Origin of the sequence: Phycicoccus sp. CSK15P-2 (genome assembly GCF_016888005.1) — a bacterium.
In the GTDB taxonomy this organism is placed as follows: Bacteria; Actinomycetota; Actinomycetes; order Actinomycetales; family Dermatophilaceae; genus Phycicoccus.
In genome coordinates this window covers 1-18,752 of the sequence record NZ_JAFDVE010000031.1, presented here as the reverse complement: position 1 = coordinate 18,752, position 18,752 = coordinate 1, and the positions used below count along the sequence as shown (strand labels likewise).

General features: G+C 72.6%; 16 protein-coding genes. 10 read left to right on the top strand and 6 right to left on the bottom strand.

Annotated elements, in window-relative coordinates; all coding sequences use genetic code 11:
* Window positions 1-5 precede the first annotated feature (5 nt).
* From JQN72_RS16595 to JQN72_RS16575, 4 genes are read left to right on the top strand one after another with little or no spacing between them, the layout of a single operon-like run.
* Entirely contained in the window at window positions 6-884 is an 879-nt protein-coding gene (locus JQN72_RS16595; RefSeq protein ID WP_204136249.1) for a branched-chain amino acid ABC transporter permease, read from the top strand.
* A 1-nt stretch (window position 885) separates the two neighbouring features.
* Window positions 886-1,998, top strand: coding sequence for a branched-chain amino acid ABC transporter permease (locus JQN72_RS16590; protein WP_307812781.1), 1,113 nt, complete (start codon window positions 886-888; stop codon window positions 1,996-1,998).
* Entirely contained in the window at window positions 1,995-4,988 is a 2,994-nt protein-coding gene (locus tag JQN72_RS19000; protein WP_307812779.1) for an AMP-binding protein, read from the top strand. Before JQN72_RS16590 ends, JQN72_RS19000 begins: the two co-directional genes overlap by 4 nt.
* A gap of 3 nt (window positions 4,989-4,991) precedes the next feature.
* The gene (locus JQN72_RS16575; RefSeq protein ID WP_204136248.1) at window positions 4,992-6,173 is read left to right on the top strand and encodes an acyl-CoA dehydrogenase family protein; all 1,182 of its coding nucleotides are present in this window, start codon (window positions 4,992-4,994) and stop codon (window positions 6,171-6,173) included.
* Window positions 6,174-6,314: 141 nt separating this feature from the next.
* Here the strand turns inward: JQN72_RS16575 and JQN72_RS16570 are convergent, their stop codons facing one another.
* The 6 genes from JQN72_RS16570 to JQN72_RS16545 all read right to left on the bottom strand — a co-directional run bounded on the left by JQN72_RS16570 (window position 6,315) and on the right by JQN72_RS16545 (window position 11,692).
* Window positions 6,315-7,181, bottom strand: coding sequence for an aldo/keto reductase (locus tag JQN72_RS16570; RefSeq protein ID WP_204136247.1), 867 nt, complete (start codon window positions 7,179-7,181; stop codon window positions 6,315-6,317).
* A 205-nt stretch (window positions 7,182-7,386) separates the two neighbouring features.
* Window positions 7,387-8,106 (bottom strand): acyltransferase domain-containing protein, encoded by a 720-nt coding sequence (locus tag JQN72_RS16565; RefSeq protein ID WP_204136246.1) that lies wholly within the window; start codon window positions 8,104-8,106, stop codon window positions 7,387-7,389.
* The gene (locus JQN72_RS16560) at window positions 8,103-8,939 is read right to left on the bottom strand and encodes a class II fructose-bisphosphate aldolase (RefSeq protein ID WP_204136245.1); all 837 of its coding nucleotides are present in this window, start codon (window positions 8,937-8,939) and stop codon (window positions 8,103-8,105) included. Before JQN72_RS16560 ends, JQN72_RS16565 begins: the two co-directional genes overlap by 4 nt.
* Window positions 8,936-9,895 carry a 1-phosphofructokinase family hexose kinase gene (locus JQN72_RS16555; RefSeq protein WP_204136244.1) on the bottom strand — a complete coding sequence of 320 codons (960 nt, stop codon included), beginning with the start codon at window positions 9,893-9,895 and terminating at the stop codon, window positions 8,936-8,938. Before JQN72_RS16555 ends, JQN72_RS16560 begins: the two co-directional genes overlap by 4 nt.
* Complete coding sequence (locus JQN72_RS16550; protein ID WP_204136243.1) at window positions 9,892-10,800, bottom strand: ROK family protein; 909 nt, start codon at window positions 10,798-10,800, stop codon at window positions 9,892-9,894. Before JQN72_RS16550 ends, JQN72_RS16555 begins: the two co-directional genes overlap by 4 nt.
* A 16-nt stretch (window positions 10,801-10,816) precedes the next feature.
* Window positions 10,817-11,692: an SIS domain-containing protein gene (locus tag JQN72_RS16545; RefSeq protein WP_204136242.1), complete on the bottom strand. Its 876-nt coding sequence runs from the start codon at window positions 11,690-11,692 to the stop codon at window positions 10,817-10,819.
* A gap of 143 nt (window positions 11,693-11,835) precedes the next feature.
* Between JQN72_RS16545 and JQN72_RS16540 the strand changes: the two genes are divergently transcribed.
* The 6 genes from JQN72_RS16540 (at window position 11,836) to JQN72_RS16515 (ending at window position 18,642) form a co-directional block, all read left to right on the top strand.
* Window positions 11,836-12,630 carry a DeoR/GlpR family DNA-binding transcription regulator gene (locus JQN72_RS16540; RefSeq protein WP_204136241.1) on the top strand — a complete coding sequence of 265 codons (795 nt, stop codon included), beginning with the start codon at window positions 11,836-11,838 and terminating at the stop codon, window positions 12,628-12,630.
* A gap of 204 nt (window positions 12,631-12,834) precedes the next feature.
* Window positions 12,835-14,034, top strand: coding sequence for a Gfo/Idh/MocA family protein (locus JQN72_RS16535; protein ID WP_204136293.1), 1,200 nt, complete (start codon window positions 12,835-12,837; stop codon window positions 14,032-14,034).
* Entirely contained in the window at window positions 14,031-15,341 is a 1,311-nt protein-coding gene (locus JQN72_RS16530) for a sugar ABC transporter substrate-binding protein (RefSeq protein ID WP_204136240.1), read from the top strand. Before JQN72_RS16535 ends, JQN72_RS16530 begins: the two co-directional genes overlap by 4 nt.
* Window positions 15,342-15,349: 8 nt before the next feature.
* A complete protein-coding gene (locus JQN72_RS16525; RefSeq protein WP_204136239.1) occupies window positions 15,350-16,333 on the top strand; it encodes a carbohydrate ABC transporter permease in 984 nt (327 codons plus the stop codon).
* Window positions 16,326-17,183 (top strand): carbohydrate ABC transporter permease, encoded by an 858-nt coding sequence (locus JQN72_RS16520; protein ID WP_204136238.1) that lies wholly within the window; start codon window positions 16,326-16,328, stop codon window positions 17,181-17,183. Before JQN72_RS16525 ends, JQN72_RS16520 begins: the two co-directional genes overlap by 8 nt.
* A gap of 43 nt (window positions 17,184-17,226) precedes the next feature.
* Window positions 17,227-18,642, top strand: coding sequence for a DUF4832 domain-containing protein (locus JQN72_RS16515; protein ID WP_204136237.1), 1,416 nt, complete (start codon window positions 17,227-17,229; stop codon window positions 18,640-18,642).
* Window positions 18,643-18,752: the final 110 nt, after the last annotated feature.

Genomic DNA, 18,752 nt, shown 5'->3' with positions numbered 1-18,752 from the left:
ACGACGTGCAGCAGCTGCTCTCGATCCTGCTGACCGGGCTGACGCTCGGCGCGGTGTACGCCGCCTTCGCCCTGGCGCTCGTCATGATCTGGCGCTCCACGCGGATCGTGAACTTCGCCCAGGCCCCGATGGCCATGGTGACCACCTACGTCGCCCTGGTCCTCATCGACGCCGGCGCCTCCTACTGGGTGGGCTTCGTCGCCGCGCTGCTCAGCGGCTTCCTCCTCGGTGCAGTCATCGAGCGGCTCGTGGTCCGGCACGTCGAGGGCAAGGCGGAGATCAACGCCGTCATCCTCACCCTCGGGCTCTTCATCGTGCTGCACTCGTTGGCGGCCATCGTCTTCGGGGCACGGTTCCGGTCCTTCCCCGCACCCTTCGGCATCCGCGGCTTCCAGGTGGGCGACAGCACCGTGCCGCTCACCGGCTTCGGGATATTCACCCTGGTCGCGGTGCTCGTCGTCATGGGCCTGCTCGTCGCGCTCTTCCGAGGGACCGACATCGGGCTGCGGATGCGGGCCGCGGCGTTCGGGCCGGAGGTCGCCCGCCTGCTGGGGGTCAAGGTCGGCCGGATGCTCACCCTCGGCTGGGCCCTGGCCTCGGTCGTCGGGTCGCTCGCCGGCATCCTCATCGCCGGCGGCGGCCTGGTCCACCCGGGATACATGGACTCGGTCGTCGTGTACGGCTTCGTCGCCGCGGTCCTCGGCGGGCTCGACAGCCCGGGTGGCGCCGTCGTCGGGGGCCTCGCGCTCGGGCTGACCCTCAGCCTGGTCAGCGGGTACGTCGGGTCGGAGGTCGTTCCGCTCTCCGCGCTCCTCGTGCTCGTCGTCGTCCTCCTCGTGCGGCCCGGCGGGCTCTTCGCGACCGTGCACGAGCGGAGGGTCTGACGTGCAGCAGCCCCAGGCCCTGCGCCGGGTCACCGACCACACGCTCGGACGCCACCTCGTCGTCGGCGCCGTCGGCGTCGTGGTCGTCGTCGCCCTGATGTCCTTCCTCGGCAGCTTCCGGGTCTCCCAGCTCGCGTCGTTCTCCTACCTCGCCATCGCCGCCGCCGGGCTCACCGTCCTCACCGGGCTCAACGGCCAGCTCTCACTGGGGCACGGCGCCTTCATGGCGATCGGTGCCTACACCGCGGCGGTGCTGCAGCGGTCCGACTCCGGCCTGCCGGTCGTCGTCGTGCTCCTCGGTGCGGTCGTCGTCGCCACCCTCGTCGGTGCGGTCGTCGGCATGGCCGCGGCCCGGCTGCACGGCCCCTACCTCGCCGGCGCCACCCTCGCGCTCGCCATCGCGGTCCCCGGCCTGGCCATCTTCTGGAGCGACCTGCTCGGCGGGGAGCAGGGGCTGACCGTCCCCCTGCCTGAGGTCCCGGGGTGGTTCGCCGACGCCGTCTTCTTCCTCACCGCCACCGACCCGTCGTCGAGCCGCTACGTCGCCTACCTGGCCGGCGTGGCGCTCGTCCTCGTCCTCGTCCTGCTCGCCAACGTCTCGAGCAGCCGGGTCGGCCGCCGCTGGAAGGCGGTGCGCGACGACGAGGTCGCAGCCCAGCTCGCCGGCATCGACCTCGGCCGTGCCCGGGTGCTCGCCTTCGTCGTCAGCGCGGCCTGCGCAGGGCTGGCCGGGGGTCTCATGGCCTTCGTCGTCCGGCTCACCGCCCCGAGCGGGTTCACCCTGACGCTCTCGCTCACCCTCGTCACGGCGATCGTCCTCGGCGGGCTCGGCAGCCTGGCCGGCGCGCTCATCGGCGCCGCGCTGCTCACCTTCCTGCCCCAGCTCGCCACGGGCCTCGGCGGCGACCTCGGACTCACCGACGTCCAGGCCGCCGAGCTCGCACCGCTCGTCTACGGGGTCGTCATGGTCCTCGTCATCCTGCTCGCTCCCGGCGGGCTCGTCGGCACCGTCCGCATGCGGCAGGCGCGCCGCGCGGCCCTGCGGGCCGCGGCCGCCGCCCCCGCACCCCAGCACGACGCACCACCCAGTTCCGAGAGAGAGAGGTCGTCATGAGGAGCCCAACCACGACAAGGGGGCGTCGGGCAGCCGTCGCCGTCGCCGCGGCGGCCTGCACGTTCGTCACCGCGTGCGGCGCCGGCGAGAGCCGGGAGGACGCGTCGGCCGACGCGCCCGAGAACGTCCCCGGCGTCACCGAGGACACCATCACCGTGGGCGGGCACTGGCCGCTCACGGGTGTCGCCGCACCCGGCTACTCCGAGATCCCCGGCGGGGCCAAGGCGTACTTCGACTACGTCAACGCCAGCGGTGGCATCAACGGCAAGAACATCGAGCTCGTCATCAAGGACGACGGGTACAACCCGACGAACACCACCCAGGTGACCAACGAGCTCGTCCAGCAGGACGAGGTCTTCGGCATCGTGGGGGGTCTGGGCACCCCGACGCACAGCGCCGTCATCGACTTCCTCAACGAGGAGAAGGTGCCCGACCTGTTCGTGTCCTCGGGTGCGCGGAAGTGGGGCGAGACACCGCAGGAGTACCCCTACACCTTCGGCTGGCAGCCCGACTACGTCATCGAGGGCAAGATCATCGGGCAGTACATCAAGGAGAACATGCCCGACGCCAAGGTCGGCCTCTTCCTCCAGGACGACGACTTCGGCGAGGACGGCGAGCAGGGCGTGCGCCAGTACATCGACGACCAGGTCGTCGAGGCGGTGCGCTACACGCCCGGCAACACCGACGTGGCCCCGCAGGTCGCACAGCTCAAGGCAGCCGGCGCCGACCTCGTCATCGGCTTCAACGTGCCGTCCTACACCGCGCTCTCGCAGCTCGTCTCGCTCACGCTCGGCTACGAGCCGCAGTGGTTCTACAGCAACGTCGGCTCCGACCCCACGCTCGTCGGGTCGCTCCTCGCGCGGTTCTCCGAGGGCAAGGTGACGGACGGCACGGCCCTGCTCGACGGCGTCATGACCTCCGAGTACATCCCCGGCGTCGACACCCCGGACGACCCGTGGGTCCAGCTGTGGCAGCAGGTCTGGGACGAGCACGGCGAGGACGGCGACCTGACGAACTACCGCGTCTACGGGATGTCCTGGGCGTACACCTTCGTCCAGGCCCTGATGGCCGCCGGCGACAACCTGAGCCGCGACGGCATCGTCGAGGCCATCGAGTCCGACGGGGCGTCGTTCGAGGGTCCGGGCTACGCGCCCTTCCGGTACTCCGCCGACAGCCACCTCGGCCTGTCCGGCATGAAGATCGTCGAGCTCGAGGGCGGAGCGGGCCAGGACCTCACCGAGGTGCTGACCAGCGACCTCGGCGACGCCGAGATCACCGAGGACGCCTCGTCCGCCGGTGACGCCCCGCCGGAGAAGGGCACCCCCGCCGCGGGCTCCCGGGGGCCCCCACCCCCTCCGCCCCCCCGAACGTGTGTGAACACGCCGCACGTGGCGCCGCGTGTTCACACACGTTCGGGCAGCCCCTTCGTCGACCCAGCAAGGACGGACATGACCAGCCTCTCCCTCGCCACCCTGCTCGCCGAGCAGGCCCGCCGCCGCCCGGACCACCTCGCGGTGGTCGAGGGCGACCGACGCACCGACTACGCCACGCTCTGGCAGCACGCCCTGGGGGCGGCCGGCGCGCTGCGGGCCCGGGGCGTCGGTCCGGGGACCCGGGTCGCCCTGCTCGCCCCCAACGTCACCGAGTTCGTCACGTCCTACTACGGGATCCTCGCCACGGGTGGCGTCGTGGTGCCCGTCCCGACCCTGCTCGGGGTGCGTGAGGTCGCGTACACGCTCGGGCACTCCGGCGCCGAGCTCCTGCTGCACCACGACGCCCTGGCCCAGCTCGCCGAGCCGGCCGCCGCCGAGGCCGGCGTCCCCGCCGCGTCCGTGACGGGGCTGGCCGACGCCGCCGAGCCGCTGCCCACCTACGTCACCCGCGACCCCGGCGACCCGGCGGTCATCTTCTACACCTCGGGGACGACCGGGCTGCCCAAGGGTGCCCTCCTCACCCACCTCAACCTCGTGATGAACGCGACGACGAACGCCTTCGACGGCAACGAGATCCGCCGCGACGACATCGTCATGGGCAGCCTCCCGCTGTTCCACGTCTACGGCCAGTCCGTCGCGATGAACACGACCTTCCGGCTGGGGACCACCCTGGTCCTCCAGCCGCGCTTCGACGCCGCACAGGCCATCGACCTCATGGTCCGCGAGCGGGCGACGATCTTCATGGGCGTCCCGACCATGTACGTCCAGCTGCTCGAGGCCGCCGCCTCCGCCACGGCCCTGCCGCAGCTCCGGGACTGCGTCTCGGGCGGCGCGTCCCTGCCGGTCGTCGTGCTCGAACGGTTCGAGGAGACCTTCGGGGCGCCGATCTACGAGGGCTACGGCCTCTCCGAGACGTCCCCGACGGCTTCGTCCAACCAGAAGCTCTTCGGCACGCGTCCGGGGACGATCGGGCACCCGGTGTGGGGTGTCGACGTCGAGATCGCCGACGACTCCGTCGACGACGAGGTCCACCTGCTCCCGCCCGGGGAGCGCGGCGAGGTCGTCATCCGCGGGCACAACGTCTTCGCCGGCTACCTCGACGACCCGGACGCCACCGACCAGGTGATGGTCGACGGATGGTTCCGCACCGGTGACATCGGGGTCAAGGACGACGAGGGCTTCATCCGCATCGTCGACCGCAAGAAGGACCTCGTCATCCGCGGCGGGTTCAACGTCTACCCGCGCGACGTCGAGGAGGTCCTCTCGCGGCACGAGGCGGTCGAGCAGGTCGCCGTCATCGGCCTCCCGGACGAGACCTACGGCGAGGAGGTCTGCGCTGTCGTCGTCCCCTCCGGCGAGACCCCGCTCGACCCGGACGAGCTCATCGCCTGGTCGCGCGAGCGGCTCGGCAAGCACAAGTACCCCCGCCGGGTCGAGGTCGTCGACGCGATGCCCCTCGGCCCGAGCATGAAGATCCTCAAGCGGGAGCTGCGGGCCCGGTTCGGCGATCAGCCGACACCGGCCACCACCCGGTCGACCAGCGGAACGGAGAGCTGACCCATGGACCTCGAGCTGACCGAGGACGAGAAGGACATCCGCCAGTGGGTGCGCACGTTCGTCGAGAAGGAGATCATGCCGCTGGAGCAGGACGTGCTCGCGCGTGAGCGCCGGGGCGAGCGCGGGCTGCCGCCCGAGGAGCTGAAGCAGCTCCAGGACCTGGCCCGCGAGTCCGGCTTCTTCGGCGTGCAGACACCCGAGGAGTACGGCGGGATGGGGCTCTCGGCGGTGATGGCCGCGCTCGTGGAGGTCGAGCTCGGACGGTCCTTCGTCCCGTTCCGTTTCGGCGGCTACGCCGACAACATCCTCTTCCACGCCAACGACGCGCAGAAGGAGGAGTACCTGGTCCCGACGATCGAGGGCACGAAGAAGAGCTGCTTCGCGATCACCGAGCCCGGCGCCGGGTCCGACGCCCGGGCCATCCGCACCTCGGCGAAGAAGGACGGCGAGGACTGGGTCGTCACCGGGGAGAAGACCTTCATCACCGGTGGCACGGAGGCCGACTTCGTCATGGTCTTCGCCGTGACGGACGCCGAGAAGCACAAGGAGGGCCGGACCGGGGAGTCGGTCACCTGCTTCATCGTCGACCGCGACCAGGGCTGGACCTCGGACCAGATCGACACGATGGGCGAGTGGGGCCCGGCGGCGCTGACCTTCGACGGTGTCCGGGTGCCCTCCTCGTCGATCCTCGGCGAGGAGGGCAAGGGCTTCGCGCTCGCCATGCAGTGGATCGGCCGCGGCCGCTACCTGCTGCCTGCGCGGGCACTCGGCGGCTGCGAGCGGATGGTCGAGATGGGGATGGAGTGGGCCCACAACCGGGAGACGTTCGGCAAGCCGATCGCCGAGCGGCAGGCCATCCAGTGGATGGTCGCGGACTCGGCGGTCGACATCGAGGCGCTGCGGTGGCTCGTCCTCGCGGCGGCGTGGCAGGTGGACCGGGGGAGGGACTCGCGCCAGGCGCAGTCGATGGCCAAGCTGTACGGCGGGGTGCGCTGCAACGAGATCGTCGACCGGATGCTCCAGGTGCACGGCGGGATGGGCTACACCCGGGAGCTGCCGCTGGAGCGCTGGTACCGCGAGCTGCGACTGCTGCGCATCTACGAGGGCACGGACGAGATCCAGCGGCGGACGATCGCCCGCAACCTGCTCAAGGGTCACGCGAGCGTCCGCGGCCACCTGGGCTGACCTCCGACCCCCCGGGCCACCCCACTCGCCCGCCACCCCACCCCCTCGACATTTCGGGGTCACCCCGAAATGTCCACGAGACCCCGGTTCGGAACCGGGGTCTCGTGGACGAACCGGGGTCTCGGCCCGGCGGGCGCGGGCTCAGGCGGCGTCGGCGTCCAGGGCGGCCAGCTCGTCGGGCGTGAGCTGCAGCTCGGCGGCCTGCACGGAGTCGGTGATCGACTCCGGACGCGAGGACCCCGGGATGGGCAGGACGACGTCGGCGAGCGCGAGCTCCCACGCGAGCGCGACCTGCTGCGGCGACACTCCGTGCGCGTCCGCGACCTCGGCGAACGCCGAGTGGTTGCCGCCGAGGTCCGCCGCGCTCTTGATGCCGCCCAGCGGGCTCCACGGCAGGAAGGCGACGCCGAGTGACGCGCAGTGCTCGAGCTCCTCGCGGGAGGACCGGAACGCCGGCGAGAACTGGTTCTGCACCGACGCGAGCCGCCCGCCCAGCACGTCGTTCGCCTCGTCGATCTGGGCGACGGACGCGTTCGAGATCCCGGCCCGCTGGATGACGCCCTCGTCGAGCAGCTCGGCCAGCGCCCCGACCGAGTCGGCGTAGGGGAGCTCCGGGTCCGGGCGGTGGAACTGGTAGAGCCCGATGGCGTCCACCCCGAGCCGCTGCGCCGACGCCCTGGCGGCCTCCTTGAGGTACTCCGGCCGGCCGTTCTGCGTCCACGACCCGTCGCCGGGACGCAAGTGGCCACCCTTGGTGGCGACGACGACCGAGGACGTGTCCCCGCCGTAGGAGCGCAGGGCCTCGGCGATGAGCGCCTCGTTGTGCCCGACCTCCCCGGCGTCGCGGTGGTAGGCGTCGGCGGTGTCGACGAGCGTCACCCCGGCGTCGAGCGCGGCGTGGATGGTGCGGACCGCACGCTCGCGGTCGGGGCGACCCTCGATGGACATGGGCATCCCGCCGAGCCCGACGGCGCCGACCTCGAGGTCTCCGAGTGCACGCTGCTTCATGTGGTCGCTCCTGCTGTGGACGGGGCGCGCGGCGGGGAGGCCCCGTCACGCACCGGTGGGTGTCTACCTCAGGGCCAAGCCACTCGATGGCACGGATGTTCCCGTCGGGCGGCCGTCTCACCGGGCCAGTCGGTGTGCGGCCCTCGACGAGGGTGCGCGACACGCGCGTCCTCCAGCCCCCCGGTCGGCGTGTCGCGCACCCTCGTCAGTCGTCCCGCAGGTCACCGTGCGGGACCGACCACGAGCCGCCGGCGCGCAGATGCGCGGCCACGAGCCGCTCGAGCGAGGTGCGGGGCGTCACGAGGTCCGGGTCCAGCACGTCGCGGACGGGTCGCCGGAACACGAAGCGGCACACGTCGTGGACACCTTCGGCGCCCGGCTGCGTCGGGGTGACGTCGAAACGCGCGGCGAACCGCCGGATGTTCGACGTCGGCGGAAGGGCGTCGAGCGTTGGGTCGAGCAGCCAGGACGTGCAGTGCAGAGGCACCGGGCCGAGCAGCGAACGGACCTGCCGGAGCGCGGAGTCCACGACCTCCGGCGTGAGCGGCCCGCCCTCGGGCACGTGGAGGGAGGCACCGTCGGCGTGCGGGACCCGCGTCACTTGCAGCCGGCCCGCGGCGACGACGTCGGCGCGCAGCAGCCCGACGAGCCACGGCCCGTCGACATCCGCGCCGTAGGCCGCGACCTTCCGCCCGACGTCGGCCAGGGTCGCGGCAGCGGTCTCGTCGGAGAGCCCGAGTGCGCGGTACCGGGACCGGGCGTCGTCCTCGACCGCGAGCAGGGCGGTCACGAGGCCGTCCACGGTCGTGCGGGGCAGCTCCGGCGAGGGCGGGTCCTCGGCCGCGACGAGCGTGCGCAGATGCGCAATGAGCCCCTCGTCCGGCGCGGTCCGCGCCGGAGGCAGGCCGAGCAGCGACCCGGTCACCCGGCGAGGATCCGGAGCAGCCGCTCGACCTCCGCGGCCAGTGCCTCGCGCCCCGGCCCCACGTACCGGCGCGGGTCGACGACCGCGTCGTCCGCGGCCAGGACGTCGCGGACGGCCGCGGTGAACAGTGCGTTGAGGTGGGTCGAGATGTTGACCTTCGTCATGCCCGCGGCGACCGCGCCCGCCAGCCCGTCGTCGTCCAGACCGGACGACCCGTGCAGCACGAGCGGGACCGGCACGGCCGTGGCGAGCCGGGCGATGAGGTCGTGGTCGACGGCCGCGGTGCGGGTCGTCATGGCGTGCGAGGTGCCGACCGCCACGGCGAGCGAGTCGACGCCGGTGGACGCGACGAACGCGGCCGCCTCGTCGGGGTCGGTCCGCACCCCCGGGGCGTGCACGCCGTCCTTGCCGCCGACCTCCCCGAGCTCGGCCTCGACCCGCACCCCGGCCGCGTGGCAGTGCTCGACGACGGCCCGGGTCGTGGCGACGTTCTCGGCGTAGGGCAGTGCCGAGCCGTCGTACATGACGCTGTCGACCCCGAGGGCGACAGCACGGTGGACGAGGTCGACGTCCTCGGCGTGGTCGAGGTGGACGACGACCGGGACGGTGGCGGCGCGCGCCAGGGCGAGGCTCGCGGCGGCCACCGGCTCGAACGCGCCGTGGTAGCGCGCGGTGTTCTGGCTGACCTGCAGGACGACCGGGAGCCCAGCCCGGTCGGCCCCGGTGACGATGCCCTCGGCGTGCTCGAGGAGGACGACGTTGAAGGCGCCGAGCCCCCGGCCGAGGCGGCGGGCCTCCTCGACGACGTCGGGACGGGTGGTCGGGGCGGTCATCGCGTCCTCGGGGTGGTCGGGAGAGGCGGAGCGCCGGAGGTGGGCAGGCGGTCCGCGAGCCCGGCCAGGACGTCGGGGTCGACCTCGCCCGCGACGGGGGCGAGGACGGCGGCGGCCCCGGTGACCGCTGCCTCCCGCAGCGCGTCGGCCGGCGTGGCGCCCCGGCCGAGGGCGGCGACGAGCCCGGCGGTGGCGGCGTCCCCCGCTCCGGTCGGGTTGCCGGTCACCCCGGGCACGGCCGGCTGGTCGAGACGGCTCCGGTCCGCGGTCCACGCCGTGAGACCGTCGCCGCCCCGGGAGACCACGACGGTGCCCGCGCCCGCGTCGAGCAGCGCTTCGGCCGCGGCGTCCAGGCCGGTGGTACCCGTGGCCTCGAGTGCCTCGGCCGCGTTGGGCCCGAGGACGTCCACGCCGGCCGAGGCGGCCGCGAGCAGGGCCGGCCCGGAGGAGTCGACGAGGACGCGCGAGCCGGCGTCCCGGGCGGCGGCGACGAGGTCGTGCATCCGACCGTCCGGCGTCCCGGGTGGGAGCGACCCGCTGACGACCACCCACCCCCGGGGGACGGCGAGCCGGGCCACCGCGGCCACGAGCCGGTCCCACACCGCCGGCGGCTGGTGGCCCCCGGGCTCGGAGAGGAGCGTCGGATGGCTCAGGTCGTCGACCACGGCGACCGTCGTCCGGGTCTCGACCGGGCTGGGCACGAGGACGGCCTCGACGCCGAGCTGCGCCAGCCCGGCCGAGACGAGGTCACCCGTCGGCCCGCCCACCGGCTGGAGGGCCACGACCGGCACGCCGAGCGCAGCCAGGACGCGAGCCACGTTGACGCCCTTGCCCCCCGGGCGCCGGATGACCTCCTGGACGCGCACGGTCTCGCCGAGCCGCTGCTCGGCCACCCGGTACGTGACGTCGACGGCCGGGTTGGGGGTGACGGCGACGACCCGCTGGACGGCCGTCACGGTGCGGCCCGGACGGGGTCGGCGGTGCCGGGCCGGGGACCGCCGGCGAGCCGGCGCGCGAGGACGGCGGCGCCGCGGGCCGCGGCGAGGTCGCCGTGGACGGCGGGGACGACGCGGGGCTGTCGCAGGCCCGGGGTGAGCGCCGCGACGGCTCCGATGAGCGGGTCGAGCAGGGTCGACCCCGCCTGGGCCAGGCCTCCTCCCACGACGACGAGGGCGGGTGCCACCGAGACGACGAGTGCGGCGACGGCGACGGCAAGCGCGTCGACCGCGTCCTGCCAGAGCTCGAGCGCGACCGGGTCTCCCGCGGCGACGCGTTCGGCCACCCTCCGGGCGTCCGGCTCCCCGGCCCGCCGGGCGAGCGCGGAGGCGGACCCCACGGCCTCGACCACCTCGCCGGCCCGCCGGCCCCCGGTGAGGACGAGCTGGCCGACCTCGCCCGCCCAGCCACCCGACACGAGGGGTACGCCGTCGAGGAGCACCGCCGCGGCGACGCCGGTGCCCACGGGCAGGAAGACGACCGGACCCGGCGCGTCCGCCGCGGCACCGTCGACCGTCTCGCCGAGCGCCCCGGCCCGGACGTCCTGGCCGAACGCGACCGGCGCGCCGATCCGGCCGGACAGCAACCGCAGCAGGGGGGCGTCCCGGAAGCCGAGGTTGGCGGACCACACGGCCACTCCCCGGCTCTCGTCGACCACCCCGGGCACGACGACGCCCACCGCCCCGCCCGGGTCCGGGCCGACGAGCTCGGTGACCGCGGAGGCGACCCGCGTGCCGTCCGCGTCGGGGGACGGCGTCGGGGCGCGGCGCTCGTCGAGGACGGTGCCGTCGGGCGCGAGCAGGAGGGCCTTGGTCGTCGTCCCGCCGACGTCGACGCCCCAGACCGCTGCCGTGCCGGGGGTCACGCGGTGGCTCCCGGCCTCACGCGAGGATGACCGAGCGGGTCAGCGACCGGGGCCGGTCGGGGTCGAGCCCTCGGGAGGTGGCGAGGGCCACGGCGAAGCGCTGTGCGACGACGAGCCCGGCCATCGGGTCGAGGTCGTGCTGGACGAAGGTGGCGCCGGTGGTGGCGACGTCGTCGTCCAGTCCCTCGGGGGCCGGGCCGAGGCTCCACACGAGGCGCCCCGGCTGGGCGATGGCGATGGGGCCGTGGCGGTAGTCCATGGCCGGGTAGGACTCGGCCCAGAACTGTGCGGCCTCGCGGGTCTTCAGCGCGGCCTCGGCGGCGAGCCCGACGGCCCAGCCGCGACCGACGAACGTGCACTGGTCGACGTCGAGGTCCGGCAGCGGCGTCTCGAGCGCCCGCCGGGCCTGGTCCGCGAGCGGTCCGACGACCTCGCCGGTGTGCGCCCGGAGGAGGGCGAGGGTGCTCGTCGCGAACCGGGTCTGGACCACGGACTGCTCGTCGGCGAACGCGAGGCCGACGACGGATGCGGCGGCCGCCGCCGCGGGTGCGTCCGGGACCGCCGTGAGCAGGACGGTCCGCTGCCCGCGCAGCTGGTCGAGCAGCTCGATGACCTCGGTCGTCGTCCCGGAGCGGGAGATGGCGAGAACCCGGTCGTAGGCACGGCTCGTCGGGTACTCGCTGCCGGCGAAAGCGTCCGTGACACCGTGCCCCGCCTGCTCGCGCAGCACGGCGTAGGCCATCGCGACGAACCAGCTCGTGCCGCAGCCCACGACGGCGACCCGCTCCCCGGGCGCGGGGAGGACGTCGGCGAGGGAGGGCGCCAGCCGGGCCGCGGCCAGCCAGGTGTCCGGCTGCGAGGCGATCTCGGCGTCGACGTGCGTGGAGGACATCGGCATCCTTCGGGACGGTGGGGCGTCACCATCGTACGTGGCGCGCAGTTTTGACTGATTGACGAATATTTGAGCAGAACTGATCAACAGGTGCAACAGAGTGGTCTGGCAGCATGGGCGCGACGACGGAGGGACGGTCCAGGATGACGGCGCAGAAGCGGCTCAACACGCTGCTCGACCTCGTGAGCGAGCGCGGCAGCGTGTCGATCTCCGAGATCAGCGACGTCCTCGGCGTCTCCGGTGCCACGGTGCGTCGCGACCTCAACACGCTCGCCGAGCACGGGCTCGTCACCCGGACCCACGGGGGGGCCAGCGCACGCGGCTCGGGGTACGAGCTGCCGCTGCAGTACAAGATCGCGCGGCAGGCCGACGCGAAGACCGCCATCGCGCGGACGGTCGCGGGCCTGCTGCGCCAGGGTGACGCCGTCGGTCTCAACGGGGGGACGACGACCACCGAGGTCGCCCGCGCGATCGGACGCAGCAGCGCGTTGCAGCCCGAGGGTGAGGGGCCCGGGGTCACCATCGTCACGAACGCGCTCAACATCGCGTACGAGATGTCGGTCCGCGAGCACGTCAAGATCGTCGTGACCGGCGGCGTGCCGCGCCGCCAGTCGTACGAGCTCGTCGGCCCGCTCGTCGGGGCGTCGCTGCGTGACTTCAGCATCGACTGGGCGGTGCTCGGGGTCGACGGCCTGAGCGGGCAGTTCGGTGCGACGACGGTGCACGAGGGCGAGGCCCAGGCCAGCCGCGAGCTGGCGGGCGTGGCGCGCAGGGTCCTCGTCGCGGCGGACTCCACGAAGATCGGGCGCAGCACGTTCGCCCGCATCTGCCCGCTGTCCACGGTCGACGTGCTCGTCACCGACCGACCGGTCTCCGCGGACGTCGAGGCCGAGCTCACGGCGGCCGGGGTCGAGCTGCTCGTCGCCGACTCCGCCTGACGCGGGACGGCGCACAGCACTGCCGGCACACGGTCGGCGGCTGTCGGGATGCCCGTGTTGCGGCCGGGTAAAACATCGTGGCACCCCCCTGGCGGGTCGCCGCCGACCGGGCTAGCGTCCGTACATGATCATTTGGGCAGAGATAGTGACAAAAATGATCACCTCGTGCACGATGTCGTCATGCGCGGCGATGCGGGCCGGTCGATGACCGGCGGCGGCGAGGTCCGGGTGGCCGTGGTCGGCTACGGCGCCCGCAGCCCGATCTCCGCGCACGTGGCCACCGCCCGGCCCGGAGCGCAGGTCGTCGCGGTGACCGACCCCGACGAGACGCGTCTCGCACAGGCCGCAGCGGACCACCCGGACGCCGCCCGGCACCCCACGCTGGACTCCCTCCTCGATGCCGGGGGCGTCGACGCGGCCGTGGTCCTGACCCCCGACGACACCCACGAGGACGTCGCCGTCGCGCTGCTCGAGGCGGGGGTCGCCGTCTACCTCGAGAAGCCGCTCGCCATCACCCTCGAGGGCGCCGACCGGGTGCTCGCGACCGCCGCCCGCACCGGCACCCCGCTCTACGTCGGCCACAACTTCCGGCACTCCGGCGTCGTGCGCACCATGCGCGGCATCGTCGAGCGCGGCGAGATCGGCGAGGTCAAGGCCGTCTGGGTGCGCCACTTCGTCGGCAACGGCGGGGACTACTACTTCAAGGACTGGCACGCCGACCGCAGCCGCACGAACACCCTGCTGCTCCAGAAGGCCAGCCACGACCTCGACGTCGTCCACCACCTCGCCGCGGGCTACACCCGAAGAGTCGTCGGGATGGGGGCCCTCATGGTCTACGGCGACGTCACCGACCGGCGCGAGCGCCCCGGCGAGACGATGCCGGACTGGTTCTCCTACGACAACTGGCCGCCGGCCACCCAGACCGGGCTCAACCCCGTCGTCGACGTCGAGGACCTCTCGATGATGCTCATGACGCTCGACAACGGCGTCCAGGCCAGCTACCAGCAGTGCCACTTCACCCCGGACTACTGGCGCAACTACACCGTCATCGGGACCGAGGGGCGTCTCGAGAACGTCGGCGACACCGGCGGAGCGGTCGTCAAGGTCTGGAACCGCCGCCACGAGTGGCAGGTCGCCGGCGACGTCGAGTACCCCGTCGAGGGCGTCACCTCCGGCCACGAGGACGCCGACCTGCTCACGATGACCGAGTTCCTCGACCACGTCGTCGACGGCGCCCCGACCCTCGTCTCACCCGTCGCGGCCCGTGCGGCCGTCGCCGCCGGTGCTCTCGCCGCCCGCTCACTGCGCGAGGGCTCCCGCCCTCTCGAGGTCCCGGACCTGCCCGCGGACGTCATCGCGCACTTCACCCGCAGCACCACCATCCCCGGAAGGAACCCCACATGACCCGCACCCCAGCCCGCGGCGCAACCCGCGCGGCCGCACTGGCCCTCGGAGTCACCCTGCTCGCCGCCGGCTGCGGCAACGGCGACGACACGGGAGGAGAGGGCGCGGACTCCTCCGGCGGCTGGACCGAGCCGGCCCAGGACCTGGCCGCCGACATCACCTACAGCGTCTGGGACCAGACCCAGGTGGCGGCGATCGACGAGAACCTCGCGGCGTTCAACGAGAAGTACCCGAACATCGACGTCACCGTGAACGTCACGCCGTGGGGGGAGTACTGGACCAAGCTGCAGACCCAGGCCTCGAGCGACACGCTGCCAGACCTGTTCTGGATGAACGGCCCGAACATCGGCCTCTACGCCTCCAACGGCAAGATCGAGCCGATCACCGGGGAGGTCGAGGCCGGTGCGATCGACCCGGCGAGCTACCCGTCCTCGCTCGTCGACCTCTACACGGTCGACGGCACGCAGTACGGCGTCCCGAAGGACTTCGACACGATCGGCATCTGGACCAACACGGCGCTCTTCGACAAGGCCGGTGTCGACCTGCCGACGGGCGACTGGACGTGGCAGGAGTTCCAGGACACGGCCGCCGAGATCTCCGAGAAGCTGAAGTCCGACGGGGTCTACGGCGCCGCGGGCGGGATGGACGGCCAGACGACGTACTACAACACGATCTTCCAGGCCGGCGGCTACGTCGTGGAGGACGGCACCTCCGGCTACGCGACGCCCGAGGACCAGGCCGGCATCCAGTTCTGGACCGACCTGATGGAGAGCGGTGCCTCGCCGTCGATGCAGCAGCTGACCGACACCACGGCCGACCAGTGGTTCACGTCCGGCAAGCTCGCGATGTACTGGGGCGGCAGCTGGTTCCGGGCCGCGCTCCAGGACGAGGCGCTGGCGAAGGACGTCACGGTCTTGCCGCTGCCGACGGACGAGGAGCAGGCCACCGTCATCCACGGCGTGGCCAACGTCGTCGCGGCGTCGTCGACCAACAAGGAGGCCGCGCAGGCGCTCCAGGTGTTCCTCGCGAGCAAGGACGCCCAGCAGCAGCAGGGTGACGCGGGCTCGGTCATCCCGGCCTTCACCGGCACCCAGAGCGCGTTCACCGCGTCGATGCCGGACGCGAACCTCCAGGTCTTCCTCGACGCGGTGGCCTATGCGAAGCCGCTCCCGGTGAGCAACAACTCCGCCGCCTGGAACGCCCTCGAGACCGACCTCCTCCCGCAGGCCTTCTCCGGGGCGAAGCCGGTCGACCAGGTGACCGCCGACCTGGCGAAGCAGATGGACGCGGCGCTCGCCGAGGAGTGAGCGACCCGATGACGACGTCCACCCACGACCCCCGGGTCGTCGCCTCCCCCGAGGTGGCGGCGGCCCGGCAGGGCCGGAGCACCCGGTCGCGGCGGCCCGGCGGGCAGCGACGCCCCCCGCTGCGCCGGGACGGCGTCTGGCCGTGGCTGTTCGTCCTACCCCTCTTCACCGGGGTGGCGGTGTTCTACCTGTGGCCGATCGTCAACACCGCCTACCTGTCGATGACGAGGTCGGGCCCGTTCGGCGGGTCGACGTTCATCGGGTTCGGCAACTTCACCGAGCTCGTCGCCGACCCGCAGCTGTACACCTCGCTCGGCAACACCCTGGTCTACACGGGCATCGTGGCCCTCGGCATCCCCATCGCCGTGTACGTCGCGAGCCTGCTCAACCTGCCGGGGCTGCGGTTCGCCCAGTTCTACCGGGTCCTGTTCTTCCTGCCGTACGTCGCGATGCCCACCGCGATCGCGATGGTGTGGCGGGTGATGTTCAACGGCGACTTCGGCCTCGTCAACCGGGCGCTCGGGGTGGTCGGCGTCGACGGGCCGTACTGGGTCTCCGACTCCTCGACCGCCATCGTCGCCGTCGCCATCGTCGGGCTCTGGTCCTCGCTCGGGTTCTCCGTCATCGTCCTCGGCGCAGGGCTGAAGACCATCCCGCCGGAGCTCTACGAGGCCGCTGAGCTGGACGGCGCGAGCACCTGGCGGCAGTTCCGGTCGATCACCGTGCCGCTGCTCACCCCGAGCATCTTCTTCGTCACGATCATCACGGTCATCTCGAGCTTCCAGCTCTTCGACCTGCTGTACGCCATCCTCGGCAGCGCCAACCCCGTCCTGCCGCAGAGCATGTCGCTCGTCTACCTCTTCTACCGGGAGGGCTTCGTCAACAACGACAAGGGCTACGCGGCCGCCGTCGCGATGGTGATCTTCCTCGTCATCGGCGTCGTCACCGCCCTCCAGTTCCGGATGCAGCGGCGGTGGGTCCAGGATGTCTGAGACCGTCGCGCGCCCATCCGTCCGGCGCTCCGGGCGGGCCCGCCAGTCCCACGTGGTCGCCCATCTCGTCCTCGCCACCGGCGGCGCGGTCATGGCCTTCCCGTTCGTCTGGCAGGTCATCATGTCGCTGTCGACCAACGCCGAGGTCGTGTCGGTGACCCCGGTCTTCTGGCCGGCCGAGCTGCGCTGGGACAACTACGCCGTCGTCTTCGACCGGCTGCCGTTCCTCGACCAGCTGAAGACATCGGTGTGGATGACGACGATCCGCACCCTCGCGCAGATCCTCTTCTGCACCCTCGCCGGGTACGCGTTCGCGCGGATGCGCTTCCGCGGCAGCGGGGTCCTCCTCGCCCTCGTGCTGTCCATCCTCATGGTGCCCTCGCAGGTGTACCTGCTCTCGCAGTACCAGATCATCCAGGGGCTCGGGCTGCTCGACAGCCTGCCCGGGCTCGTCCTCCCCGGCCTGTTCAGCGCGTTCGGGACCTTCCTCATGCGCACCGCGTTCCTCGGGATGCCGCGGGAGCTGGAGGAGGCAGCACGCCTCGACGGCGCCAACCCGTTCCAGGTCTTCTGGCGGGTCATGCTGCCGCTGGCCCGCCCGTCCATCAGCGTCCTCGCCATCACCACCGTGCTCTGGTCGTGGAACGAGCTGCTGTGGCCGCTCGTCGTCACCACGTACAGCGACGAGATGCCGTTGTCGGCCGGGCTCGCCACACTCATCGGAGACCGCACGACCGACTACCCCGTCGTCATGGCCGCGAGCCTGCTCGCGATGGCGCCGGTCCTCATCCTCTTCATCGTGCTCCAACGCCGGGTCATCGACGGCCTCGCGTCGAGCGGGATGAAGTGACCCGGCGCGCATCCCCGCCGGGACCGACCGAAGGAGATCCTCCGTGAGAAAAGTCCTGACAGCAGCCGCCCTCGCCGTCGGCGTCGGCCTGGCCGTGCCGGTGACGGCCACCGCCGATGCCGAGGCGGCCTCGACCGTGACCTACCAGGCGTCCGACGCGGTCGTCGCCAACCCACAACGCGGGTTCTACCACCACACCGAGACCCACCTGCGGGCCGACGGCTCCGGATGGACGCCACTCCAGGAGAGCGTCCTCGCGGGGTACCGGTCCGAGGGCATCACCCAGATCCTGCGCGTCGTCTATCTCGAGAAGTTCGCCGACACCCCCACCCTCGACGCCGACCTGCTCGGCAAGCTGCAGGCCGACTTCGACGCCGCCCGGGACGCGGGCGTCTCGGTGATCCTGCGGTTCGCCTACGCCCAGGGCGGGGCGTGGCCCTACGAGCCGCCGTACGGTGACGCCCCGGTCGACGTCGTGCTCTCGCACATCGAGCAGCTTGGGCCGGTGATGCGGGCCAACTCCGACGTCATCGCCGTGGTGCAGCAGGGCTTCGTCGGGCTGTGGGGCGAGGGGTACTACACCGACCACTTCGTCGCCGACCCCTCGAACCCGGGTGTCGTCACCGAGGCCGACTGGGAGAACCGCAACGCCGTCGTCGAGGCGCTCCTCGACGAGCTTCCGGCCGACCGGAGCGTCCAGGTCCGCACGATGCTCTCCAAGCAGCAGCTGCTCGACGTGCCGAGCGGGGCCGACAGCGCGGTGACCGCCGACCAGGCCTGGACCGACACGCCGATCGCACGCGTGGGACACCACAACGACTGCTTCCTCGCGTCGCCCGACGACTTCGGCACCTTCCTGTCCGACCCGATCTCGCTCGACCAGGAGTACCTGGAAGCCGAGACGGCCTACGTCCCCATGGGTGGGGAGACGTGCAACGTCAACCCGCCGCGGTCCGAGTGGCCGAGCGCGTCCGCCGAGATGGCGCGCTACCACTACAGCTACCTCAACCGTGACTACAACCAGGACGTGCTGAACAGCTGGGGTGCGGCCGGCATCACCGAGACCGCCAAGCGGCTCGGGTACCGGTTCGTCCTGGAGTCGAGCACCGTGGACGGCTCCGGCCAGAGCGCGCCGACGGTGAGCATCGACGTCCGCAACGACGGATGGGCGGCGCCGTACCAGCCGCGGCCCGCGACGCTGGTCCTGACGGGCAGCGGTGGGTCGGTCGAGGTCCCGCTCGAGTCGGACGCCCGGTCCTGGATGCCGGGGACGACCACGACGCTCACGGCAGACCTCTCCGGGGTGCGGCCCGGGCAGTATTCCCTGGCGCTCGCGCTGCCGGCCGCGGACGACACGACGGCGGACGACCCGCGCTACGCCATCCGGACGGCGAACGTCGGTACCTGGGACGCTGTCACCGGTGTCAACGTCCTCGGTCAGACCGTGACCGTCGGCTGAGCTGACGGACCCCGCTGACCGGGGACCAGGTCGCGGGGGCCGGGGGGGGGGGGGGCCGCCCGCCCCCCGCGGCCCCCCCCCCCCCCGGGGCGCGGGGGCGGCCGCGGGCG